The 22,300-nt window shown below is 47.5% G+C and carries 21 protein-coding genes and 1 pseudogene; 7 read left to right on the top strand and 15 right to left on the bottom strand.

Annotated features, from left to right (window positions below):
- The 10 genes from BT127_RS01760 to BT127_RS01715 form a co-directional block, all read right to left on the bottom strand.
- Entirely contained in the window at positions 1 to 669 is a 669-nt protein-coding gene (locus BT127_RS01760; RefSeq protein WP_082334857.1) for a F0F1 ATP synthase subunit A, read from the bottom strand.
- Between the two features lie 241 nt (positions 670 to 910).
- The gene (locus BT127_RS01755) at positions 911 to 1,249 is read right to left on the bottom strand and encodes a hypothetical protein (RefSeq protein ID WP_075423312.1); all 339 of its coding nucleotides are present in this window, start codon (positions 1,247 to 1,249) and stop codon (positions 911 to 913) included.
- A gap of 23 nt (positions 1,250 to 1,272) precedes the next feature.
- Positions 1,273 to 2,208: a GDP-mannose 4,6-dehydratase gene (locus BT127_RS01750; protein ID WP_075423551.1), complete on the bottom strand. Its 936-nt coding sequence runs from the start codon at positions 2,206 to 2,208 to the stop codon at positions 1,273 to 1,275.
- A 14-nt stretch (positions 2,209 to 2,222) separates the two neighbouring features.
- Positions 2,223 to 3,350, bottom strand: a complete 1,128-nt coding sequence (locus BT127_RS01745) for a glycosyltransferase (protein ID WP_075423311.1) — start codon at positions 3,348 to 3,350, stop codon at positions 2,223 to 2,225.
- Position 3,351: 1 nt separating this feature from the next.
- A complete protein-coding gene (locus tag BT127_RS01740; protein ID WP_075423310.1) occupies positions 3,352 to 3,588 on the bottom strand; it encodes a hypothetical protein in 237 nt (78 codons plus the stop codon).
- Entirely contained in the window at positions 3,588 to 4,736 is a 1,149-nt protein-coding gene (locus BT127_RS01735; RefSeq protein WP_075423309.1) for a glycosyltransferase family 4 protein, read from the bottom strand. The genes BT127_RS01740 and BT127_RS01735 overlap by 1 nt, the downstream gene beginning before the upstream one ends.
- Before the next feature lie 23 nt (positions 4,737 to 4,759).
- The gene (locus tag BT127_RS01730) at positions 4,760 to 5,023 is read right to left on the bottom strand and encodes a hypothetical protein (protein ID WP_075423308.1); all 264 of its coding nucleotides are present in this window, start codon (positions 5,021 to 5,023) and stop codon (positions 4,760 to 4,762) included.
- Between the two features lie 16 nt (positions 5,024 to 5,039).
- Positions 5,040 to 6,077 (bottom strand): GDP-mannose 4,6-dehydratase, encoded by a 1,038-nt coding sequence (gmd, locus tag BT127_RS01725; RefSeq protein WP_075423307.1) that lies wholly within the window; start codon positions 6,075 to 6,077, stop codon positions 5,040 to 5,042.
- A gap of 75 nt (positions 6,078 to 6,152) precedes the next feature.
- Positions 6,153 to 7,217, bottom strand: a complete 1,065-nt coding sequence (locus BT127_RS01720; protein ID WP_075423306.1) for a mannose-1-phosphate guanylyltransferase — start codon at positions 7,215 to 7,217, stop codon at positions 6,153 to 6,155.
- A 2-nt stretch (positions 7,218 to 7,219) separates the two neighbouring features.
- Complete coding sequence (locus BT127_RS01715) at positions 7,220 to 8,605, bottom strand: sugar transferase (RefSeq protein ID WP_075423305.1); 1,386 nt, start codon at positions 8,603 to 8,605, stop codon at positions 7,220 to 7,222.
- Between the two features lie 376 nt (positions 8,606 to 8,981).
- On the opposite strand from BT127_RS01715, the gene BT127_RS01710 reads away from it, so the two are divergent.
- From BT127_RS01710 to BT127_RS17110, 3 genes and pseudogenes are all read left to right on the top strand, one after another.
- Positions 8,982 to 9,218 carry a hypothetical protein gene (locus BT127_RS01710; protein WP_075423304.1) on the top strand — a complete coding sequence of 79 codons (237 nt, stop codon included), beginning with the start codon at positions 8,982 to 8,984 and terminating at the stop codon, positions 9,216 to 9,218.
- A gap of 21 nt (positions 9,219 to 9,239) precedes the next feature.
- A pseudogene (locus BT127_RS01705) lies at positions 9,240 to 9,914 on the top strand (YitT family protein); the annotation flags it as partial.
- Positions 9,915 to 9,995: 81 nt separating this feature from the next.
- The gene (locus tag BT127_RS17110; RefSeq protein ID WP_318257126.1) at positions 9,996 to 10,172 is read left to right on the top strand and encodes a DUF2179 domain-containing protein; all 177 of its coding nucleotides are present in this window, start codon (positions 9,996 to 9,998) and stop codon (positions 10,170 to 10,172) included.
- Positions 10,173 to 10,209: 37 nt separating this feature from the next.
- Here the strand turns inward: BT127_RS17110 and BT127_RS01700 are convergent, their stop codons facing one another.
- The 5 genes from BT127_RS01700 to BT127_RS01680 all read right to left on the bottom strand — a co-directional run bounded on the left by BT127_RS01700 (position 10,210) and on the right by BT127_RS01680 (position 14,558).
- Positions 10,210 to 10,755, bottom strand: coding sequence for an ATP synthase subunit B family protein (locus BT127_RS01700; RefSeq protein ID WP_075423303.1), 546 nt, complete (start codon positions 10,753 to 10,755; stop codon positions 10,210 to 10,212).
- 5 nt (positions 10,756 to 10,760) lie between these two features.
- On the bottom strand, positions 10,761 to 11,252 hold the full coding sequence (coaD, locus tag BT127_RS01695; RefSeq protein ID WP_075423302.1) for a pantetheine-phosphate adenylyltransferase: 492 nt from the start codon (positions 11,250 to 11,252) through the stop codon (positions 10,761 to 10,763).
- A complete protein-coding gene (gene rsmD / locus BT127_RS01690) occupies positions 11,249 to 11,806 on the bottom strand; it encodes a 16S rRNA (guanine(966)-N(2))-methyltransferase RsmD (protein WP_075423301.1) in 558 nt (185 codons plus the stop codon). The genes coaD and rsmD overlap by 4 nt, the downstream gene beginning before the upstream one ends.
- Before the next feature lie 215 nt (positions 11,807 to 12,021).
- Entirely contained in the window at positions 12,022 to 13,845 is a 1,824-nt protein-coding gene (gene uvrC, locus BT127_RS01685; RefSeq protein ID WP_075423300.1) for an excinuclease ABC subunit UvrC, read from the bottom strand.
- 14 nt (positions 13,846 to 13,859) lie between these two features.
- Positions 13,860 to 14,558, bottom strand: a complete 699-nt coding sequence (locus tag BT127_RS01680) for a hypothetical protein (RefSeq protein ID WP_075423299.1) — start codon at positions 14,556 to 14,558, stop codon at positions 13,860 to 13,862.
- Between the two features lie 347 nt (positions 14,559 to 14,905).
- On the opposite strand from BT127_RS01680, the gene BT127_RS01675 reads away from it, so the two are divergent.
- From BT127_RS01675 to BT127_RS01660, 4 genes are all read left to right on the top strand, one after another.
- Positions 14,906 to 17,833: an acyl-CoA dehydratase activase gene (locus BT127_RS01675; RefSeq protein WP_075423298.1), complete on the top strand. Its 2,928-nt coding sequence runs from the start codon at positions 14,906 to 14,908 to the stop codon at positions 17,831 to 17,833.
- A gap of 22 nt (positions 17,834 to 17,855) precedes the next feature.
- Positions 17,856 to 19,085 carry a 2-hydroxyacyl-CoA dehydratase gene (locus BT127_RS01670; protein WP_075423297.1) on the top strand — a complete coding sequence of 410 codons (1,230 nt, stop codon included), beginning with the start codon at positions 17,856 to 17,858 and terminating at the stop codon, positions 19,083 to 19,085.
- 4 nt (positions 19,086 to 19,089) lie between these two features.
- Positions 19,090 to 19,953, top strand: coding sequence for a phosphatidylserine decarboxylase (locus BT127_RS01665; protein WP_075423296.1), 864 nt, complete (start codon positions 19,090 to 19,092; stop codon positions 19,951 to 19,953).
- A gap of 70 nt (positions 19,954 to 20,023) precedes the next feature.
- Entirely contained in the window at positions 20,024 to 22,225 is a 2,202-nt protein-coding gene (locus tag BT127_RS01660) for a dockerin type I domain-containing protein (RefSeq protein WP_075423295.1), read from the top strand.
- Positions 22,226 to 22,300: the final 75 nt, after the last annotated feature.

Here is a 22,300-nt window from a genome sequence, read left to right as displayed (position 1 = left end):
TTAGTGTTGTTCTTCATCTTCTATGGCTTCAGCCATATAGAGTGAAGTAAGGAATACGAATACATAAGCCTGTAACAGGCCGTCGAAAATATCGAAGTATGCGCTTGCGATAACAGGAACACCGATAGGACAGAGTCCCTTGACAAGCTCCATAACGACGAAAGCCCCGAGTACGTTACCGAAAAGTCGCATACACAGTGACAGCGGACGGGTTATGAGGTCCAGAAGATTTATAGGGTTAAGGAAGCTCTTAAGCCACTTTAAAGGTCCCTTTTCGATAACGAATGCAGCCTGAACGAATATTATAGCCACACCTGCAAGAGCCGCAGTTACATTGATATCCTTTGTAGGCGGTACAAAGCCGAACAGACCGATGAGGTTTGCAAAGGCTATGTAGATTATCAGAGTTTCAAGGAAGGGGAGATACTTTTTTCCCTTATGACCGAGGATATCCGTAAAGAAATTATCCAGCCAGTCCATAACGCCTTCCAGTATGCACTGCGAGCCTGTAGGTACTTTTTTCAGCTTGTGTGTAAAAATCATGGACAGCAGTACGACCACTGCCATTATTATCCATGTGACAACACAGGAATCAGCAATGGGTATACCGCCGAATATCGGGATGGTAAACGCCGTTTTAGCCGCAAGCTCTTCCATCATATTGTCCATGATAACACCTTCTTTCATATAGTAATAACAGAAAAACGGAGACAGCGATTGTGCCGCATCTCTCCGTTGATAAAAAATGATCAGCGTACTTGATACACGTTCCGAAGCTTTTGATATGGCTCTGAAAAGCAAACGGAACTCAATTACCGACACTAATAATAATATAACAAAACTTTAACAAAGTCAAGGGTTCTGCACAAAAACAGTAATATATTTTTGTCTATAATCCCATATACTTTTATCAGCTTTCCGTATCTCCCTGAGCAAGGCGCATAGCCTTGTCGAGACGCTCTATAGCGCCTGAATTCAGCTTTTCTGTAAGCCTTACCCTGTCCAGTTCCTTGCGGACTGCCATAAGCTCATTTGCGATTTTCCGCATGACCTCGGCATTATTGATCTGCTGATCCTCGAGAGCGCAGACTCTTTTGATAAGATCGTTGATATTCGCCGCAAGCATCTCGTTGGCGTTGTTCTGCTTTTCACCGAACTGCATAAGCTTCTCGGCAGCCTTGAGAGTGCCTATCTTATCATGCCCGTCGAATGTGAGCATCTTTTCGTTTGTAAGTCTGATATCTTCCAACCGATCGCCTCCTTTTCCCTCTTTCAGTTATTTCTCCAGTGATCGAGGGTGTCCTTTATTGTCTGTTCTACGGTTATAACTGCGCTCCAGCCCGTATCGGCCTTGATGCGTGATACATCGGGCTCTATTATCGGGATGTCCGAAGCGCGCATACGTTTCGGATCTGTTACTGTCTCTATATCACATTCTGCATAGCTGAGTGCAGTTTCCAATATCATGCTTATGGGAACTGCCTTTCCTCTGCCAACGTTGTATACAGTTCCGCTTACGCCATTATCCGCAAGCAGTCTGTAGGCTCTTACAACATCACGGACATCTGTGAAATCACGCATTGCAGAGAGGTTGCCGACTGATATAACAGGTTCTGCCATGCCTTTTTCTATATCTGCTATCTGTTTGCAGAAATCGGATATAACGAAGGTAGTTGACTGTCCTGGACCTGAATGATTGAATGCACGTACCATTACAACGTCCATTTTGTAAGCCCGTGAGTAGATACTGCCTATCATCTCGCCGCAGGCTTTTGTTGCAGCGTAGATATTGCCCGGGTGAAGTGGTTCCTCCTCCGAAAGGGGACATGCATCGGGACGGATAAAGCCGTATTCCTCGCCCGAACCTATCAGGATGATGCGGATATCCTTTTTTTCAGCATCCTTCACCGCTTCAAGGACGTTTATGGTGCCTACAACGTTTATCTCGGCAGTAAGCTGAGGTTTTTTCCACGATACGGACACGGAACTCTGCGCCGCAAGGTGGAAGACCGTATCAGGCGATATCTCGTCCAGAAGTCTGCCGATTCTTTCCTTGTCCATTATATCAAGGGTATGGACAGTACAGTTTTCCGCAGATATAGTCTCGTTTGCGAGACAGGTGGCATGGACCTCGTGTCCGTTTTCCGCAAGCTCACGTATAAGGTATCCCCCTACGAAGCCTGCGCCGCCTATGATGAGTGACTTCAAAGCGCTCACTCCTTTCATTCTGAAAGTATCCTGTATAATTCTTTTATTATGTTCTTCTCGTTGAACTGTTCCTCAACACGTTCTGCCGCATTCCTGCCGAATGTCTCCCTCAGTTCCCTGTCGGAAGCAAGGCGGTTTATAGCCGCTGCCAGCGAATCGGGATCGGATGGCGGAACAGTCAGCCCTGTTTCTCCGTGTACGCTCACGTAAGGTACTCCCGAAGGCAGGTCGGTATTGATAACGGGTTTGCCGTAGACCATAGCTTCAAGCTGGACTATGCCGAAAGCCTCACTCTTTACTACAGAGGGAAGCACGAATATATCGCAGTCGGCATAAGCCTGTTTCAGCTCCTCGTCAGGCAGGAACCCCAGAAAATGCACCTTTTTGTCAAGTCCGTTCACAGCCGCATAGTGTTTCAGGGATTTTTCAAGCTCGCCCGTACCTGCTATGAACAGCTCGCAGTTCTCAGCTTTAGCAAAGGCTTTAAGCAGGATATCCGCGCCTTTGTAGTAAACAAGCCTTCCCGTAAAGAACACCTTCACAGCGTTCTTATCGTTCAGCTTCTCCGTAAGGACAGGCTTCCGTTCAACGGAAAGATAGTCCTCCGGAGTTATACCATAGGGAAGCACCCTGCATTTACTGCGGTATTGCGGCAGATAGTCCGAACCGTCGATATGTCCCTGAGTTGCCGTCAGTATCACATCAGCACGTTTCAGCAAGCTGTCCATAAAGGGCTTGTAGAACTTCATCAGCTTTTTCTGCTTGACCACATCGCTGTGCCACGATACCACTACCTTGCCCTTATAGCCAGACAGGAGAAGTGCGGCATCAGCAAGAGGAAACGGTACATTTATATGCACCACATCCGCATTCTTAGCCATTCTTCGGAAAAGGCGGACAAAAGAAAGCGACAGGGGACAAGAAAAATAAGTTCCCAGACTTCCTGCACGTACTATATTTCTGCCGCCGACCTTTTCACTGTAGGTACTTCCTCTGTCGTCACGGCAGACAAGAGTTCTGAGCTGTACGTTTTTAAGTGCGCCAAGCTCCTCGGTATATTGTCTGACAAGGCTCTCGATACCGCCAATATGGGGATAATAAGCCTTATTTACCTCCAATACCCTCAACATTCCCTTGTTCATATCACTCTATCCCGTTCTCTTCCGCAGTTTTTCTTATATAGCTTTCAAGGTTGATACCTACCGAAGCCGCAAGCAGTTCAAGTTTCTCGGTACGCTCCTTGAAGCCGTCCTGATAGAGCCTGTCTGTCATAAGACGATCCATAAATTCGGGATAATATTTATCAAATTCGATAAGAAATCTGTCCCTGTCCGTAAGAAAGTCCTCATAGGGACCTTTTACAACGAAATCATCCTTCATCAAAACAGCTCCTTATAAATATTATAAAGCATCTCTGCGGAGCGCTCCCACGTAAATGAAGCGGCTCTCTGTCTTCCGCGTACACTGAGTTCACTGCGGAGTGCAGTATCGGTGTACAGCTTTTCAAGTCCGTCGGCAATGCTTTCGGGAGAATAAGCGTCGCAGATGACTGCACAGTCTCCCGTGACCTCGGGGAGAGAAGCGGCATCAGATGCTATTACGGGAACTCCGCACGCCATCGCTTCAAGAGGCGGCATACCGAATCCCTCATATATCGACGGGAACACGAATGCTGCTGCTCCGCACATAAGATGATTCATGTCCTCTGAAGGAACATACTTCGTGAATATAACTCTGTCGCTGAGCTTAAGGTCATTGACCTTCTGGAAAATACTGTCATACAGCCAGCCTTTACCGCCTGCAAGCACAAGCTTCGGCACATCACTGCCGCTGCGCTGAGTGAATATATGATAGGCCTCGATAAGACGTTCAAGGTTCTTTCTCGGCTCGATAGTACCGAGATACAGGAAGTAATCCCCCTCTATCTCCAGCGACTTTTTGACCTCGGGTATGCGTTCGGGAGTCTCGCAGGGACGGAATTTATCAAGGTCCACACCGCAGGGGACTACCCTGAGCTTTTTCTCGTGCTGCGGGAAATATTTCAGTATCTCGCTCTTTGAGAACTCCGAATCCGTAACTATCATATCTGCGCGCTTCATGGACTGTTTAAGTCCCGAATCCAGCATATACTTTGTCCTTGCACGAACGGTCTCGGGGAAAGCCTTATAGACCATATCGTGTACGGTAACTACCGTCCTGCCGTGTACCTTCGGGGGAACGATGTAGTTGAAAAAGTGGGTAACATCGTCGTTTTTGCCGAAGAAAGCACTGTAGGGAACAGGCACAAAAGTGGAGGCAGCACGGTAGATATAGCCCGAAAAATGAGCCATATTCGTACCGATGCCCGCCGCTGTGAAAGGTGCGAGCCTTTCAAGCTTTATATTATCGTCCTTGCGTGAGAAGAAGTTGTAAGTGTACTTGTTTTCTGGGTAAAGACGAGCCATTGCAGTAGTCTGTCCCGCCTCGCACCAGCCTATTCCCGTCATACGGTCGCTGATAAGGGGTATTGCATCAAAAGCGATATTCAATTGAACTTCTCCCACCTTTTATATTAATATACTGCTTCAAGTATCATCTGTCCGACCGATTCCAGATATGCGTCGGTATCTTCAACGGAAAAGCCGATTTTTCCGAACAGACCTGCCTTTTCTCTTCTGAGTTCCGTTTCTCTTATGCTTTCAAGTTCAGCCATTGCCTCTTCACGGCGCATACCGCCTCTGACAGCCATAAGCAGAGCGTTCATCCTGTCCAGTTTATGCAGGACATCCGCCTTAACATAGCCGCCTTTTTCGCTTCTCAGAACTTCTGTCTGCATATCAGTTCACCTTTTATCAGTCAGTGATGCTCTTTATCTTTATTTCCTTTTCAACAAGTGCAAGATCGTTCTTTACCATGCGCTCTACGAGCTCAGAGAAGCTGATATCACGCTTCCAGCCGAGAGCCTTTTCAGCCTTCTCTGGGTTGCCGAGGAGGATATCGACCTCTGCAGGACGGAAGAACTTCTTGTTTACCTTGACGATAGTCTTGCCTGTAGCCTTGTCTATACCGATCTCGTCAACACCTTCACCCTTCCACTCTACGTCTATACCAACGTGCCTGAAAGCAGTCTCAACGAACTCACGTACAGTTCTTGTCTCGTTTGTAGCGATAACATAGTCATCAGGCTTATCCTGCTGGAGCATGAGCCACATAGCTCTTACGTAGTCCTTGGAGTGGCCCCAGTCACGCTTAGAGTCCATATTTCCGAGCTCTACGCAGTCCTGAACGCCAAGCTTGATACGTGCAACAGCGTCTGTTATCTTTCTTGTAACGAACTCTATTCCGCGGCGCTCAGACTCGTGGTTGAAGAGGATGCCCGAGCAAGCGAACATGCCATAGCTCTCACGGTAGTTCTTTGTGATCCAGTGACCATAGAGTTTTGCAACGCCGTATGGACTTCTTGGGTAGAAAGGAGTTGTCTCCTTCTGTGGGATCTCCTGAACGAGACCGAACATCTCGGAAGTTGAAGCCTGATAGAAGCGAGCCTCGGGCTTTACGATGCGGATAGCCTCCAGCATATTTGTAACGCCAATAGCGTCTATATCTGCTGTACCGAGGGGAGTATCCCAGCTTGTAGCAACGAAGGACTGAGCTGCAAGGTTATAAACTTCGTCAGCCTGAGATATCTTCATAGCGGATATAAGTGAAACAGGATCAGTCATATCTGCATAGATGAGAGTTACCTTGTCCTTAAGGTGAGCGATATTGCCGTAATCAGCAGTAGCCTTTCTTCTCCAGATACCGTAAACGTTGTAGCCCTTTTCAAGCAGAAGCTCTGCAAGGTAAGAACCGTCCTGTCCTGTGATTCCTGTAATAAGTGCGTTTTTCATATTATCCTTGACTCCTTAAAATTTATTGTGTATATAAAGCAGTTTTATTCAGACTGCATTTCGTGGACATTGAATTTATACCAATTCTTCTCTCTTGGCTTCCTTAAGCTGTGCGATGACCTTCTTGACGTCCTGTGTGCTGTTCTTCGAGCATACAAGCACTGCATCGTCAGTATCGACAATGATGATATCCTCAAGTCCGACCGCAGCTACAAGGCGCTTTCCGCCGCATATAGTTGTACGCTCAGAGCCTATTGAGATAACATCTCCCTCGATGTAGTTCTTGTCATCGTCGGTCTCGTTGATACGCTCTACAGCAAGCCAGCTTCCTACGTCATCCCAGCCGAAGCTTCCGGGTATAGTGTAGATATTGTCAGCCTTCTCCATGATGCCGAAGTCAACAGACTCGCTTCTGAAAGCGTAGAACTCCTTGACCAGTACATCTTCAAATCCTGGAGTATTGAAAGCTTCTCCTATACGTACAGCGCCGTCATATATATCAGGCATGAATTCCTTCATATCTGCAAGTATTGATGTTACCTTCCATACGAACATACCGCTGTTCCAGAGATATTTTCCTGAAGCAAGGTACTCCTTGGCTGTTGGAAGGTCAGGCTTTTCAACGAATCTCTCTACCTCGTAGGTATCACCGCACTCCTTGCCGAAGTTGATATAGCCGTAGCCTGTTTCGGGATATGTGGGTGTTATACCGATAGTAACGAGGTTCTTGCCCTGTTCTGCGGCACGTATAGCCTTTTTCAGTGTATTGATGTAGATATCCTCATATCCGATGAGGTGATCCGAAGGAAGCACGAGCATTACTGCATCGTCATACTTCTGCTTTATAACTGCCGCTGCAAACGCGATACATGGAGCTGTATTTCTTGCACAAGGCTCGGCAAGGATGTTCTCCTTCGGAAGATCGGGGAGCTGATCCAGCACCAGTTCGGTATAAGCCGCATTTGTAACGATATAGATATCCTCCATATCCACAAGGGGGAGAAGTCTCTTTACAGTTTTCTGTATCATCGTCTCTCCGTCGGATGTAAGGGATAAGAACTGCTTCGGACGGTTATTTCGGCTTTTCGGCCAGAATCTTTCTCCTCTGCCTCCTGCCATGATAACTGCTGTTGTTTTCATATTTATTTGTCCTCTTTTCCTTTATTGCTCTGTCCGCCGTGGAGGATGAGCTCCTCAGAAGCCTCATTGGTCTTTCCGGGGAAGAGCATGGTTTTAAGTGTCATTAATATTATCTGAAGATCCAGACGCATCGAGTAGTTCTCGATATACATCAGATCCATTTTCAGCTTATCGTATGGAGTTGTATCGTATACGCCCGTTACCTGAGCATAGCCTGTAAGACCTGCCTTCACCTTAAGGCGGAAGCTGAACTCGGGCATATCCTTCTCGTATTCGTCCGTAAGCTCGGGACGCTCGGGACGAGGTCCCACAATGGACATATCCCCTTTGAGTATATTCAGCAGCTGAGGGAGCTCGTCCAGACGAGTTCTTCTGAGGAAAGCGCCCACAGGAGTTATACGGGGATCGTTTTCGGATGCAAGCATGGGAACGCCTGCTTTTTCCGCATCGACTATCATGCTGCGGAACTTATATACCTCGAACTCCTTGCCGTCGATAGTAAGGCGTTTCTGTCTGAAAAACACAGGTCCGCCGTCATAAAGCTTGATCGCAATAGCGGGAAGGAGCATGAAAGGCATGGAAACGACCAGTCCGATCGAAGCAAAAACGATGTCAAATATGCGTTTAACAAGTCTCTGCTCGAAGTCGAGACCGTAATTTCTGCAAAGAAGGAGCGGAGTATCGAAAAGTCTTATATCGTCCGCACCTCTTATGATAATATCTGATATTTTCGGAGCGATATACGCACGTATGGAATTTTCAAAGCAGTATTTCAGGTAATCATTACGTGATTCCGCAGGAAGATCGCAGATTATGACTCCCTCATACTTGTTTATGAGTTCACGTATCTTTTCGGGTTCTTCATTTACGCTTACCGATTCGCATATCATATACTTATCAACACGCTGACTCATTTTCAGAACCAGTGAAGCAGCCTGATGACTGCCGTAAATAATGATGAGCTTCCTCGGGGGATATATCATGAAATAAAGCTTTGCAGTAACAAGTGTCCAGACGAAAATAAATGCGAAATCCACCGCAGTCAGCAGCAGGAACGGACTTACTCTCATGAAGTCACGTCCGATAAGGCTTACCATGAAATATCCCACAACATTGACGCATACCATAGATATCATCTGTGAATAGAGCATGTCCGTCTTTTTCAGGTAGCCTATCTTAAAGCCGCCGTATGCCTTGAAAAACAGCCATACCAGCAGCGCATATATACCTATCAGCACCCAGTTTCCTCGCCTGTAGTAAGGCAGAACGATAGTATCGCTGTAATACCTGTACCAGATAAAGGCGAAGCTTCCCGAAAGTGCCGCAAGCAGCACTACCGCAGAGCCGAAGGATATAAAACGTTTATATTTATCTCTTTTACTTACCATAATACACAGCAGTCCAAGCTGCAAGGTCTCCTCTTTGTCTGTATTTATTGCCCCGTATCATCAGGAAAAAACAGGTTCATTCAACGGAGCTTTATTTCCTTATAATTATATGCTTTCCGCACTATGTCTGCAAAAAGCAGTACAAAGTCATTATAACAAATACGCGTAACTATGTCAATAGAATAACAGCCATTTCAGCGGTCCTTTCCAGCAAATATGTCAATTTGCACAATATATTTCACAGTCAGTCAGCCTTGCAGGATATCAGGGTGCGCTCTCATATTGATATCTGTTATTTTTTGTCCAAAATACTTGATTTTTCAAAGGAAGTATGGTATAATATGTACATATTATTTTTGAAAGAAGGTAACCTGTTATGGATATCAAAAAAATTATTGAAGAACTCATCGCTAAGATAAAGGACGATAAGGACTTCGGCAGCAAGTTCAAGAGCGATCCTGTAAAGGCTGTTGAAAGTGTAGTTGGCATCGATCTTCCCGATGAAAAGATCAACGAGATCATCGAAGGCATAAAGGCTAAGATAAACCTCGACGAGCTTACCGAAAAGGCAGGCGGCCTCGGCGGTATAATCAACAAGATCTTAAACAAGTAAGACTCAAAGGGGAGCGGTCCGATGGACAGCTCCCCTGTTTTAACGCATAACGAAAGGAGTAATCTTGAAAAAGGCCTCAGATACATTAAAAAGCATCCGCCCCATAAACATACTCATGCTCACCGCAGCAGGCATAATAAACGCAATAGGCATCACACTGTTCCTTACGCCTGTGTAAAGCTCTACGACAGCGGCATATCGGGCACAGCTATGCTGCTTTCACAGATAACGCCCCATTTCCTGTCGCTGTCATTTTTCCTTATACTGCTCAACATCCTGCTTTTCCTCTATGGACTGAAAAAACAGGGCAGGGATTTCACATTCAGCGCGGTATATACGGTAATAGTCTACTCGGTATCAGCGTGGCTGATAACCGATGTTCTGCCTCTGGATGTCAGCATCGCATCTCCCCTTGCAGGTACCGACCTGCTGCTCTGTGCTCTGTTCGGATGAGTCATATCCGGCATAGGAAGCGGACTCGCTCTGCGTTTCGGCGGAGCTATGGACGGCATCGAGGTCATGGCAGTTATATTCGCAAAAAAGCTCGGACTGTCAGTCGGCACCTTCGTGATGATATACAACATCATCCTTTACATCATATGCGGTGCGGTCATACACAGTTGGATACTGCCCCTTTACTCGATAGTGACCTACGCCGCCGCACTAAAGACCGTAGATTACATCGTGGATGGTCTCGACCGTTCAAAAGCAGCCTTCATAGTAACATCCGAATCCGAGAAGATATGCAAGGCACTGCAAACGGAATTCCGCTGCGGAATGACTATATTCGACGCAAAAGGCGGTTTCTCGGGAACGGACCGCAAGGTGGTATACTTCGTGGTCAATCGCTTTCAGGTCATAAAAATGCGTGACATAGTACAGAAGATAGATCCTCTCGCCTATATCACGCTGAATGAAGTTGCGGACATATTCGCCGCAAATCAGGATAAATAGCAAAAACAAAGGCGTACATCACTGTACGCCTTTACTGTTACTTTCTTACCATGTTGTTCTGCTGGTTTCTTACAGGAGAACTCTGGAGCATCTCCTGTGCAGTCTGTGCAGGCTGCTTAAGTGCAGGTGAATTCTTCAGTGATATCTGAAGCTTCTCCTTTGTACGCTTTATGTCAAGAAGGTTCTTGTTGTACTGTGTCTCAGTATCGTTAAGCATCTTGGCAACAGATAAAGCTGCGCTTTTCTGGAGATTTGCAGCAGCGGTCTGAGCCTTTGTTATGATCTCCATAGCCTTCTTCTTTGCTTCCTCAACGATAGCTTCCTTGCCGACTATCTGCTGAGCGCGCTCCTCTGCCTTGCGGATGATACCCTCGGCATTGAGCTTAGCCTCGTTGAGTATGCGCTGGCAGTCGAACTCTATCTTCTTAGCCTCTTTCAGTTCGTGAGGCATATTCAGTCTTACATCGTTAATAAGCTCGCGGAGTCTTTCTCCGTCGACCACTTTTTTATGTGCAACAAATGGAACTGAAGGAGCCTTATCCAGCAGTTCGTCCATTTCATCAAGGATCTCATCAATACTCATATCTTTTACCTCTCTTTAACAAGTCTTTGAGTTATATCGCCAAGTATCTGTTCGGGGACAAAATGACTTATGTCTCCGCCGAAATATGCTATCTGTTTTACAACACTGGAGCTGAGATACATATTCTCTGCCGCAGTAGTAAGAAAGACGGTCTCTGCCCCTGCATAGAGCTTTTTATTGGCAAGAGCCATCTGAAATTCGTATTCAAAGTCGCTGACGGCACGAAGTCCCTTTACTATAGCTATCGCACCGACATTCTGTACGTAATCCGCAAGGAGCCCGTCGAGAATATCTATAACGACGTTATCCAGATCACGGGTAACAGCCTGTATCATGAGCATACGCTCGGTAGCGGTAAAGCTCGGCTGAGCCTTGCCTGCGTTCCTTGATATAAGGACTATCACCTTATCAAACAGCTTTGAAGCACGTGTTATGATATCAAGATGTCCCAGTGTTACGGGATCGAAGCTTCCCGGACAAACAGCTATCCTTCTCATTCCTCAGCCTCCTCAGCGTCGGGCTTTTCAAAAATGGCAACATTTATCTTGCCATAAGTGTAGATCTTCCTGAGGACCATTCCTTCGGGAGCAGAAGGTTCTTCCGCTTCCTGTTCATACTCGCAGATGATGCAGCCGCCGTCGCTGAGCTTCTTTGCCGCAAGGGGAAGAAGATTCGCTATATGACCGTGACGGTAAGGGGGATCGAGTATGATGATGTCAAATTTCTTGGCAGTGAGCTTGATATAGTCGTAGCTGTCACGGTTTATGACCTCTGAACGCCATTCAAGCTTGGTATTCCTGAGATTCTCGTTCACGCACCTTATGGAACGGAGCGAATTATCCACGAACACCGCTCTTTCTGCGCCTCTGCTCAGTGCTTCAATGCCCATCTGACCGCTTCCTGCGAAGAGATCAAGAACATAAGAGCCTTCGACTCTGAACTGTATGGCGGAGAATATGCCCTCTTTAACTTTATCGCTCGTAGGACGCACATCGAGTCCTTCGGGCGCAACAAGACGCCTGCCTCTGGCAGAACCTGTAATAACTCTCATCAAAAGCTCCGCAGCCGCTGTTCACACTGCCTTGCGCAGCAGTAAACGTGCTGTTCCGCATTTACGGCATACGGAAGCCGAAATCACTTTATACATAAGCTATTATAACCTATTTCCGAAAGCTTGTCTATATCATTTTAAAAAGATAGGTTATTCCTGACAATCCGCAATCGACAGAAAGTTGATTTTTTGTTCATTTTGACGTGGTGTATATACTACATGTGCTGTATAACTTCCCATAACTGCGCCCCTGTTTCAAGACTTACTCCTGCGGTAACTGCAAGTTCTTCGGGAGTTGCACAGCGAAGCTTGTCCCTCGTCTTGTATTTCATGAGTATCTTAGCCGCCTTTTTCTCGCCTACGCCCTTTACCGTAAGAAGTTCGGAGCTGTAGGTCTTTTTCTTGTGACGGGTATGCATGAAGCTGACGGAATACCTGTGTACCTCGTCCTGTATCCTTGTAACAAGGTCGAAAGCCGCACGTATATCGTTTATCTGTATCTCACGTCCGCCTGTTGCAATGGCACGGGTACGGTGTTTGTCGTCCTTGACCATGCCGAAAACAGGGATATCCAGTTCAAGCTCACGGAGTATGGGGACTACCGCATTAACGTGTCCCTTGCCGCCGTCAAGAAGGATGAGGTCGGGTTTACGGGTGAAATACTCGTCCCCCTCCTGAGTTACAATGTGCATAAGTCGGCGTTTCAGTACCTCGTGCATACTGCCGTAGTCGTTCTGGTACTCCTGTTCCTTGACGGTGAAGCGCTTGTAAGCTTTTTTCAGCGGTCTGCCGTCCTCGAACACTACCATTCCCGCAACCATCGATTCCGAAGAAAGGTTGGATATATCGTAAGCTTCGATGTACTTTGGCGGCTTTTCAAGTCCAAGACTCTTGCCCAGTTGTTCAAGTGCAATGACCTCTTTGGCAGTACGGCTTCGCTTTATTGCAGCGTATTCCGCACTGTTGTCCTTTGCAAGACGCAGCAGGTCGTTGAGTCTTCCCTTCTGCGGAACATGTACCTTTACGCCTCTGCCTGCCTGTTTTTCGAGAAGTTCGGTTATAAGGTCCTCCTCATCGGGTATATGGTCCACAACTATAGTTTTCGGGATATCATCCCTGCCGTGGTAATACTGTATCATGAACTGTGAGAGTATGTCCTCACCCTCCTCAGGTCTGCCGAGTTGGAAAACCGCTTTGTCGAAAAGGCGGTTCTCGCGGTACATAAGGACGGATATATAAAGTCCCTCATCAGATGCGGCAATACCTATAACGTCGGCGGAGTCCACACCGCTGTTTATCATCTTCTGTTTCTCGGAAGCCTTGCGGACAGCTGCTATGCGGTCACGGAGCATTGCAGCCTTTTCAAATTCAAGGCGTTCGGCAGCTTCTTCCATTTCCTTTTCCATGCGTTCAACGGACTGTGCGCTTCCTGTTTTTATGAAGTCCACTGCCTGTTCCACAGTCTCACGGTAGTCCTCTGCGGAAATTTTTCCGCGGCAGACTCCCATGCATAGCTTGATATGATAGTTGAGGCAGGGACGCTCCTTGCCGAAATCCTGCGGAAAACGTCTTCGGCAAGTGGGGAGCATGTAAACACGGTTCGCCTCGCTTACAGCTTCTTTGGTGATGAAGCCGCTGGTGTACGGTCCGAGATATCTGCCCGAAGCCTTATTGTTCTTTTCGTTGGTGATACGGGGATACTCCTCGTCGGAGATGCGGATGTAGTGATAGCCCTTGTCATCCTTGAGGAGGATGTTATACTTCGGCTTGTGCTGTTTTATAAGGCTGCATTCCAGCAGCAGCGCCTCGAATTCGCTGTCCGTAACTATAAAGTCGTAGTCGTAGACATTCGACACCATAGCAGCTACCTTCGGGGTATGGTCGGGATTCTCACGGAAATAGCTGGTAACACGGTTTTTAAGGTTCTTAGCCTTGCCGATATAGATTATAGCAAGCTCCTTGTTCTTCATTATATAGACTCCCGGGGAGGAAGTCAGCTTTGAAGTCTTATCTCGGAGATACGGCAATCTCGGATTCATTTTCTCACCTCTTGCTATTGTCTGTTATAGTAATCAAGTCCGCCGTTGGGACGGAAATAAGTACGGATATAACCGTCTGTGGAGAGTATCACGAACTCGTTGGTAGCTTCGATGTAGTAAACTCCGTCGCCGTCCTCAGCTTCTGTCTTATGGAGAGCCTCGGGATTGTTGATAACGTCGCTTGCACCCTTTTCGTACTCCTCGGCGTTCTGATAGCCGAAGTCCTTCCTGAACTCTCCGCCGTGCTTCTCAAAATGCTGGTTCAGGAGCTTCTGATTGCGGAAGTGATATTCCACATAGTTTTTATCATCGAACTCAGTCCATGCTTCGGTGTAGGTCTCGGCAGACTCATACTCCTCTGCGGCAGTAGTGGTATTCTTGTTCTTCTTGTTCTTTTTATTCTTGGAAGCTGCCGCTGTTGTGGACGATGATTTGTTTTTCTTGTTCTTCTTAGTGGTCACGGCAGTAGTTTCCTGCTGATAGTAGTCGCTCTCATCATTGTAATAGTAGTCGTCCTTTGTCTGATCGTAGTCGTTATCGACCTGCGGAACAGTCTGCTGCGGTGCAGTTGTGGGTGCATCCGTAAATACAGCAAGTCCGCTGTCGGTCACGGGACGCTTTCTCTCTGTATTTTTAGCTCCGCAGCTGCAAAGAACTGCCGAAATCAGTACAAGTGCCGAACCTGCAAAGGCTTTAACCCTGTTCATATTCATCTTTATTACCTCCGCTTCATGGGGATAGTTATTCTTTCTTTTATAATTATACATATTTTAACGGTGCTTGGCAACATCAAATTTAAATTGTAACAGAAATTCCCTGTTTGTAACCGCTCTTCCTCATGATCATCACAGAACCCGGAAGGGACGCCTTCTCTTGCAGAAAATCCCCTTGAATACATTTTTTCAGCGCCATATCGTCATAAACTACAAAAAATTTACAGCTTTATCAACGTAATATCGGGAAATACGAAAATTGTGTGAAAACCCTTTATTTTTTCAGAATTATGTTGTATAATGTATTATGTATTTTTATGCTCAGAATATAATTATTGAGGTGTAATATGGCGAACAGATACTCACTTGGGATCGATGTCGGCTCTACTACCGTCAAAACGGTAATAACTGATACCGACGGAAATATCGTTTATTCTAAATATCAGCGTCACCTTTCAAAGGTCAAAGAGACCGTGACAGATCAGCTGAAAATAATCAGAGCGGATTACCCTGATGAGGAATTCACTGTATGTATAACAGGCTCGGCAGGTCTCGGACTTGCTAATTCTGCCGGAATACCATTCGTTCAGGAAGTTCATGCAGCTTTCCTTGCGGTAAAGGAAAAACAGCCTGATGCGGATGCTGTGATAGAGCTTGGCGGTGAGGATGCAAAGATAATCTTCCTTACAGGCGGTGTGGAACAGCGTATGAACGGCTCCTGTGCAGGCGGTACAGGTGCTTTTATAGACCAGATGGCTACACTTCTCGGCATAACCGCAGACGAACTCGACGAGCTTTCTCTCCGTGCACAGAAGATATACCCTATCGCTTCACGCTGCGGAGTTTTCGCAAAGTCCGATATACAGCCGCTTCTCAATCAGGGCGCAAGACGTGAGGACGTTGCCGCAAGTATCTTCCAGGCAGTTGTGGATCAGACCGTTTCGGGACTCGCTCAGGGACGTACTATCGAGGGAAAGGTGCTATTCCTCGGCGGACCTCTTTTCTTCCTGCGGGGACTGAAAAAAGCCTTCGTAAGAACTCTCGGTCTTGATGAGGAACACGCTGTATTCCCCGATGAAGCTCCTGTTTTCGTAGCTTACGGATGCTCGATATACGCCCGTGAGACTTCACAGCCATGCGGTATTTCCGACCTTATCGACAAGATAATCAACGCAAAGGCTTCGGACAACATCGTTACAGGTGAACCTCTTTTCGCTTCTCAGGCTGAGTATGACGAGTTCATAAGCCGTCACAAGAAATTCGACCTCGGTTACGCCGATATACGTACATACAAGGGCGATGCTTACCTCGGTATAGATGCAGGCTCTACAACCACAAAGCTCGTACTCATCACCGATGACGGACGCATCCTCTATCACCACTACTCCTCAAATCAGGGACAGCCTCTGGACAAGATCGCCGATCAGGTAAAGTGCATCTACTCCGAGATGAACCCCGATATCGTCATAAAGGGCAGTGCAGTAACAGGCTACGGTGAAGATCTCATAAAGGCAGGTCTTGCCGTTGACCACGGTATAGTCGAGACTGTTGCCCATTTCAAGGCTGCTGCTTACTTCTGTCCCGACGTTGATTTCATCATAGACATCGGCGGACAGGACATCAAGTGCTTCAAGATAAAGAACAAGACTATCGACAGCATCATGCTCAACGAGGCATGTTCCTCGGGATGCGGTTCGTTCATACAGACCTTCGCTATGGCTCTCGGATACGATATTGCGGAGTTCTCACAGCTTGGACTCTTCGCAAAGCACCCTGTTGACCTCGGTTCACGCTGCACCGTATTCATGAACAGCTCCGTAAAACAGGCTCAGAAGGACGGCGCCACAGTAGAGGACATCTCCGCAGGTCTTTCATCTTCAATAATCAAGAATGCCATATATAAGGTAATACGTGCAAATTCTCCCGACGACCTCGGTAAGAATATAGTAGTTCAGGGCGGTACCTTCCTGAACGATGCCGTGCTCCGCTCCTTTGAAAAGGAACTTGGCAGAAACGTTATCCGTCCAGCTATCTCGGGACTTATGGGCGCATTCGGATGCGCTCTCTACGCAAAGGAGCACTCCGTCGGAGACTCCTCACTTATCTCCAAAGCCGAACTTGACAACTTCTCCTATACCTCACGCTCCGCACAGTGCGGAGGATGTACCGCAAACTGTCAGCTCAACATCATCAGCTTCGGCAAGGGACGCAACTTCATCTCAGGCAACCGCTGCGAAAAGGGCGGCGGAAAGGCAGGAAGGAATACAGTCCCGAACCTCTACGAGTACAAGTACAACAGCATACTTGCCCTTGAAAACGAGGGACAGCCCGAGTATCCCCGCGGAACAGTGGGACTTCCCCTTGCACTCAGCTTCTACGAGCAGATGCCTTTCTGGCATACACTGTTCACCGAGCTCGGTTTTCGTACCGTGTTCTCGGACGAAAGCTCACGAGATATGTATTACCTCGGTCAGCACACTATCCCTTCGGATACCGTGTGCTACCCTGCAAAGCTCACTCACGGTCATATCGAGAACCTTCTCGACAAGGGCGCAGACTTCATTTTCTACCCCTGCATGAGCTACAATCTGGACGAGGGCAACTCCGACAACCACTTCAACTGTCCCGTAGTCGCATACTACCCCGAGCTTCTTTTAGCCAATAATCCCCGTCTTAACGACAACAACTTCATACATCCGTATATGGACCTCAATATCCGCAAGAACGTGATAAAGGTTCTTGCCAAGTCCCTCAGCAGATTCAACATCAAGGGCAAGATACCTGCCGCAGTCGACAAAGCTTACGCTGCTCTTGACCGCTTCCACGCCGATATATCCGCAAAGGGCGCAGAGATAATACGTCAGGCGCGTAAAGAGGGCAGAAGGATAATCGTCATCGCAGGAAGACCTTATCACATCGACAAGGAGATAAACCACGGCATACACAAGCTGGTATCAAGTCTCGGCATGGCTGTTATAACTGAGGACAGCGTTGCTCAGCTGTCCCACACACCAAAGCTCGGAGTCCTCAACCAGTGGACTTACCATTCAAGACTTTACCGTGCCGCAGAGTACGTAACAACTCAGCCCGATATGCAGCTCATCCAGCTCGTATCCTTCGGCTGCGGAATCGATGCCGTTACAGGTGACGAGGTTCGTACTATACTTGAAAGCAAAGGCAAGCTGTATACTCAGCTGAAAATAGACGAGATAAACAATCTCGGCGCCGCTAAGATAAGGCTCAGGAGCCTTGTTGCGGCAATGGAACAGAAATAATCGCCCTCAGGGAGGTAAAAAAATGCAAGAATACGCAAAATTCACCGAGGATATGATAAAAACCCATACCATCCTCGTACCTGATATGCTCCCGGTACACTTCAAGCTCCTGATAGCCATATTCGAGGCACAGGGCTATAAGCTTGAACTGCTTCAGAACGATTCACGGGCTGTAGTTGACGAGGGACTTAAAAATGTACACAATGATGCCTGCTACCCTGCACTTCTGGTAATAGGACAGTTCATGGATGCGCTGAACAGCGGAAAATACGATCCCGACAAGACTGCGCTCCTTATAACTCAGACAGGCGGAGGATGCCGTGCTTCAAACTACATCCACCTGCTCAGGAAGGCTCTCGCAAAGACCTATCCGCAGGTTCCCGTATGCTCGCTGAACTTCAGCGGACTCGAAAAGGACAGTGCCTTCAGGATAACCGCACCGATGTTCATGAAGATGCTCTATGCGGTGCTTTACGGCGACCTTATGATGACCTGCTACAACAAGTGCCGTGCATACGAGGTAAAAAAGGGACGTTCACTGTATTACCTCAACAAATGGCAGACCATACTCGGAAGGATATTCCGCACAGGCAGCAAGGAGTTCCTCAAAACAAAGAAGATATACCGCATGATACTCGACGATTTCGCTTCTGTTGAGCTTTCGGGCGAAAAGAAGGTAAAAGTCGGAATAGTAGGCGAGATATACGTAAAATATTCTCCCCTTGCCAACAACCACCTTGAAGACTTCCTTATATCGGAGGGCTGTGAACCTGTAGTTCCTTCCCTTCTGGAATTCGTAATGTACTGTGCCGCAGGTACGTTCAACGATGCAAAGATATACGACCATGTCACAAAAAGCTCCATATTCAACAAGATAGGCTATGACCTTATCTACTCAAAGCAGAAGGAGCTTATCAGCGTTATGAAGGAACACGGTGTATTCGAGCCGCTCCACGATTTCGAGCATCTCCGCGCACTTGCCGACAAGTACATAAATCAGGGCGTAGTTATGGGCGAAGGTTGGCTGATACCTGCCGAAATGGCAGCTCTCGCACAGTCGGGCGTAGAGAACATCATCTGCACTCAGCCTTTCGGATGCCTTCCTAACCATATCGTGGCAAAGGGCATGTCCCGTGCCATAAAGCAGGACAATCCGAATGCTAACATCGTTGCTATAGACTACGATCCCGGCGCTACAAGAGTCAATCAGGAAAACCGCATAAAGCTCATGCTGGCTAATGCAAGAAGATAGTCCTATGATAAAGAAAAGAAACGGCGAGATAATCGTCACGAACGAAAAACAGGGGCAGTTCCTTAAAAAGCTCTACGGAACTGTCGGCGGACGTATGGCACTTAAAGTTCTTACCGCTCCGATAGTATCCAAAATTGCTGGAGCATACATGGATTCGCCCCTTTCAAAGCCGCTTATCGACAGGTTCATAAAGTCGGGCGGAATAGACACCTCACAGTACATCATGGACGGATTCCGCTCATACAACGACTTCTTCACAAGAAGAGTGCGTCCCGAGAAGCGTCCCATTGATACCGAGCCGAACCACCTTATCAGTCCATGCGACTCGAAGCTTTCCGCATACAGGATAAACGGACGCAGTCTTTTCAGGATAAAGGACTCCTACTACAGCGTTGCGGACCTCCTCGGTAACAGCTTCCTCGCAAGAAGGTACGAAGGCGGAGTCTGCCTTATATTCCGCCTTGAAGTGGATGACTACCACCGCTACTGCTACATCGATGACGGAAATAAAACGAGCAACTTCTTCATCCGCGGAGTCCTTCACACCGTCAACCCTATCGCACTCAGGCGCTATAACATATATAAGCGCAACAGCCGTGAATACACTATTCTCCACACTGTACACTTCGGCGACGTTGTACAGGTAGAGGTCGGCGCTATGATGGTCGGAAGGATAAAGAACCGCCACGGCGAACACGATTTCCTCAGAGGCGAAGAAAAGGGAATGTTCGAGTTCGGCGGCTCCACAATAGTATTACTGTTTGAAAAGGACAGCATACTCATAGACAAGGACATTGCTCTCAATACCCGTGATGGATTCGAGACAGTAGTCAAATACGGCGAAAAAATAGGCAGAGCCGCACACTGATATACCGCTTTCCACATGCACTTCTGAAACACATCACGGAAAGCTGAAATAAACTTAAGGAAGTGCAGATTTGAAAACATGTAAACTTCAGAAAAGATTATCTGCGCTGTTCATAGCTTTTGTTATGACAGCGCTTTGTTTTATACAGGTGTACCCTACAGCTTCAGCCGAAGCTGAAATGAAAAACAAAAACGGAATGTACCTGAACGAAGCCCTTTGCGTTTCAGGTTACGGACAGTATAAACAATCCCGTGAAGAATGGTGCGATTTCATCGATAAATTCTGCCGAAGCGGCTACTATCAGCTTACGCCTTACTCAGCAGGCTCATACGCAGCTTCTCCCCGCGGTGATATGTGGCAGTTCGATACACCGGGCCACATAGCCATGATGACTTCACAAGGCGGAAACTCCACCGACGGAAGCATGACCTGTACGGGATTCGTGTGGCATGCAATCGCCCACAGTCTCTCGATCTACTCGGGAATACCTATCAGCGACACAGGCGAATGGGTACCAAACCTAAGCGGCTTCAACGAACAGGGCTTCACCAGAAGCGTGTGGACAGGAAATAACGGAAGCAGCCGCTGGTACGACTTCATCAGGCAGTACGGCGTACACTACTACGAATTCGACACAAAAGCAGAGATGCTTGCCAGCGGAGTCCTTAAAAAGGGTGATATAATCTGGCTTGTGGACAGCTCAGTAGGTCGAAAAATGAACGGACTCGCAATCCCTGCCGATAATCACCATGTAGGCATATACTACGGAAACGGCTCCAGCGATGTCTGGTGGCAGTCGGGACCTACAATGGGGGACGGAGTTCTCGCACCCGCATACACCTATAACAGCGTGAACCCCATATACGGCTGTGCAAAAAGCAACACATATATCGTACTTCCGTGGGAAGGGGAAAAGACTGCCGAGGAGCCTCAGCCTGTGAATAATGAGCCGCCCGAACCGAAGAATCCCAACGGTCACTACTTCAACGAAGCAATGGCAATGGCAGGGGGCGGTACATACACCGAAACAGCAGAGCAGTGGCAGGATTTCATCGATGAGTATTCCGCAAATGACTACTATAAAGGTACTCCCTACGCTTACTGGCTTTATGCAGCCTCACCGAAGGGTGACCTGTGGCAGCTTGAAAACGAATACGCAAAAGGTATGATAACAGGCGCAGGCGGTTCAGCGGAGCTTGGCGGCCTTAACTGTATGGGATTCGTATGGCATGCGCTGTCGAACGGCCTGTCTCACACCTTCGGACTTCCTATGTCGGTAACAGGACAATGGGTGCCGCTGAATTCAGCCTTCAATACCTATTTCCCAGACCGTCAGTGCTGGAGCGCAGGTTCGGGCTGGACGAATTACATTTCATACTATAATGTAATGTACTACGAATTCGACACCAAAGAAGAAATGCTGTCCAGCGGAATCCTTTGCAAGGGCGATATCATATGGACCGTCGACGGAAAAGTTGGAACAGGATTCAGCGGACTCCTTAAGCTTGCGGACGACCATCACATCGGCATCTACACAGGTGACGGCAGGAGCGACCAATGGTGGCAGTCGGGACCGACCAAAGGCGACGGCAGATACGATACGGCAGAAACCTCGGTCAATCCGATATACGGCTGCTCTCTTGATAACACCTATGTCGTTATACCGTTCTCATCGGACCGCTCGGCATCTGTGCCTGCTGTAACAACTACGTCAACTGCTCCGACCGTTTCAACAACTACTACAACCACCGTTGAAACCACAGCAGAAACTACTGCTATAAACACTTCAACAGCAGAATCGTCAACTTCAAGCGCACCTTCCGAGACCACATCCGCAGCAAGTGAAACTGAGCCTGCCGCAGACACAACTCAGGCTGCAAGCACAACAGAACCTGTAAGCACCACTGTTCCGACAGTTGCCGAACCTACTCCCGTTACAGGTACGCCTTCGCTCGGCGACATAGATGGCAACAACAGGATAGATTCGGCAGACGCCTCCATAGTCCTCGAAGCCTATTCGCTTCTCTCGATAGGAGAAGATTCGGGACTAACCGAAGAACAGCTGAAATTCGCCGACGTAACAGGGGACGGCGCTGTCAATTCAGCCGATGCCTCACTGATACTGGAATACTACGCATATCTGTCAGTAGGCGGAGAGAAATCCCCCGAAGAATACTTCACGCACGATACGGAGCATGACTCCGATAAGGATGATAACGAACCCACCGAACCAGCAAAAACCGAAGAAACTGATGCAAAGAAAAACGAATAAAAATGTCTATTTTCAGCATATAGAAAATTTATATCAGGATAAAAAATAAATATTTGATTTATTACGATACAGGTG

It is taken from the genome of Ruminococcus sp. XPD3002, from assembly GCA_900119535.1.
GTDB lineage: Bacteria > Bacillota > Clostridia > Oscillospirales > Ruminococcaceae > Ruminococcus > Ruminococcus flavefaciens_H.
The sequence above is the reverse complement of the archived record's forward strand: the minus strand, read 5'-3'. Positions and strand labels throughout refer to the sequence as shown.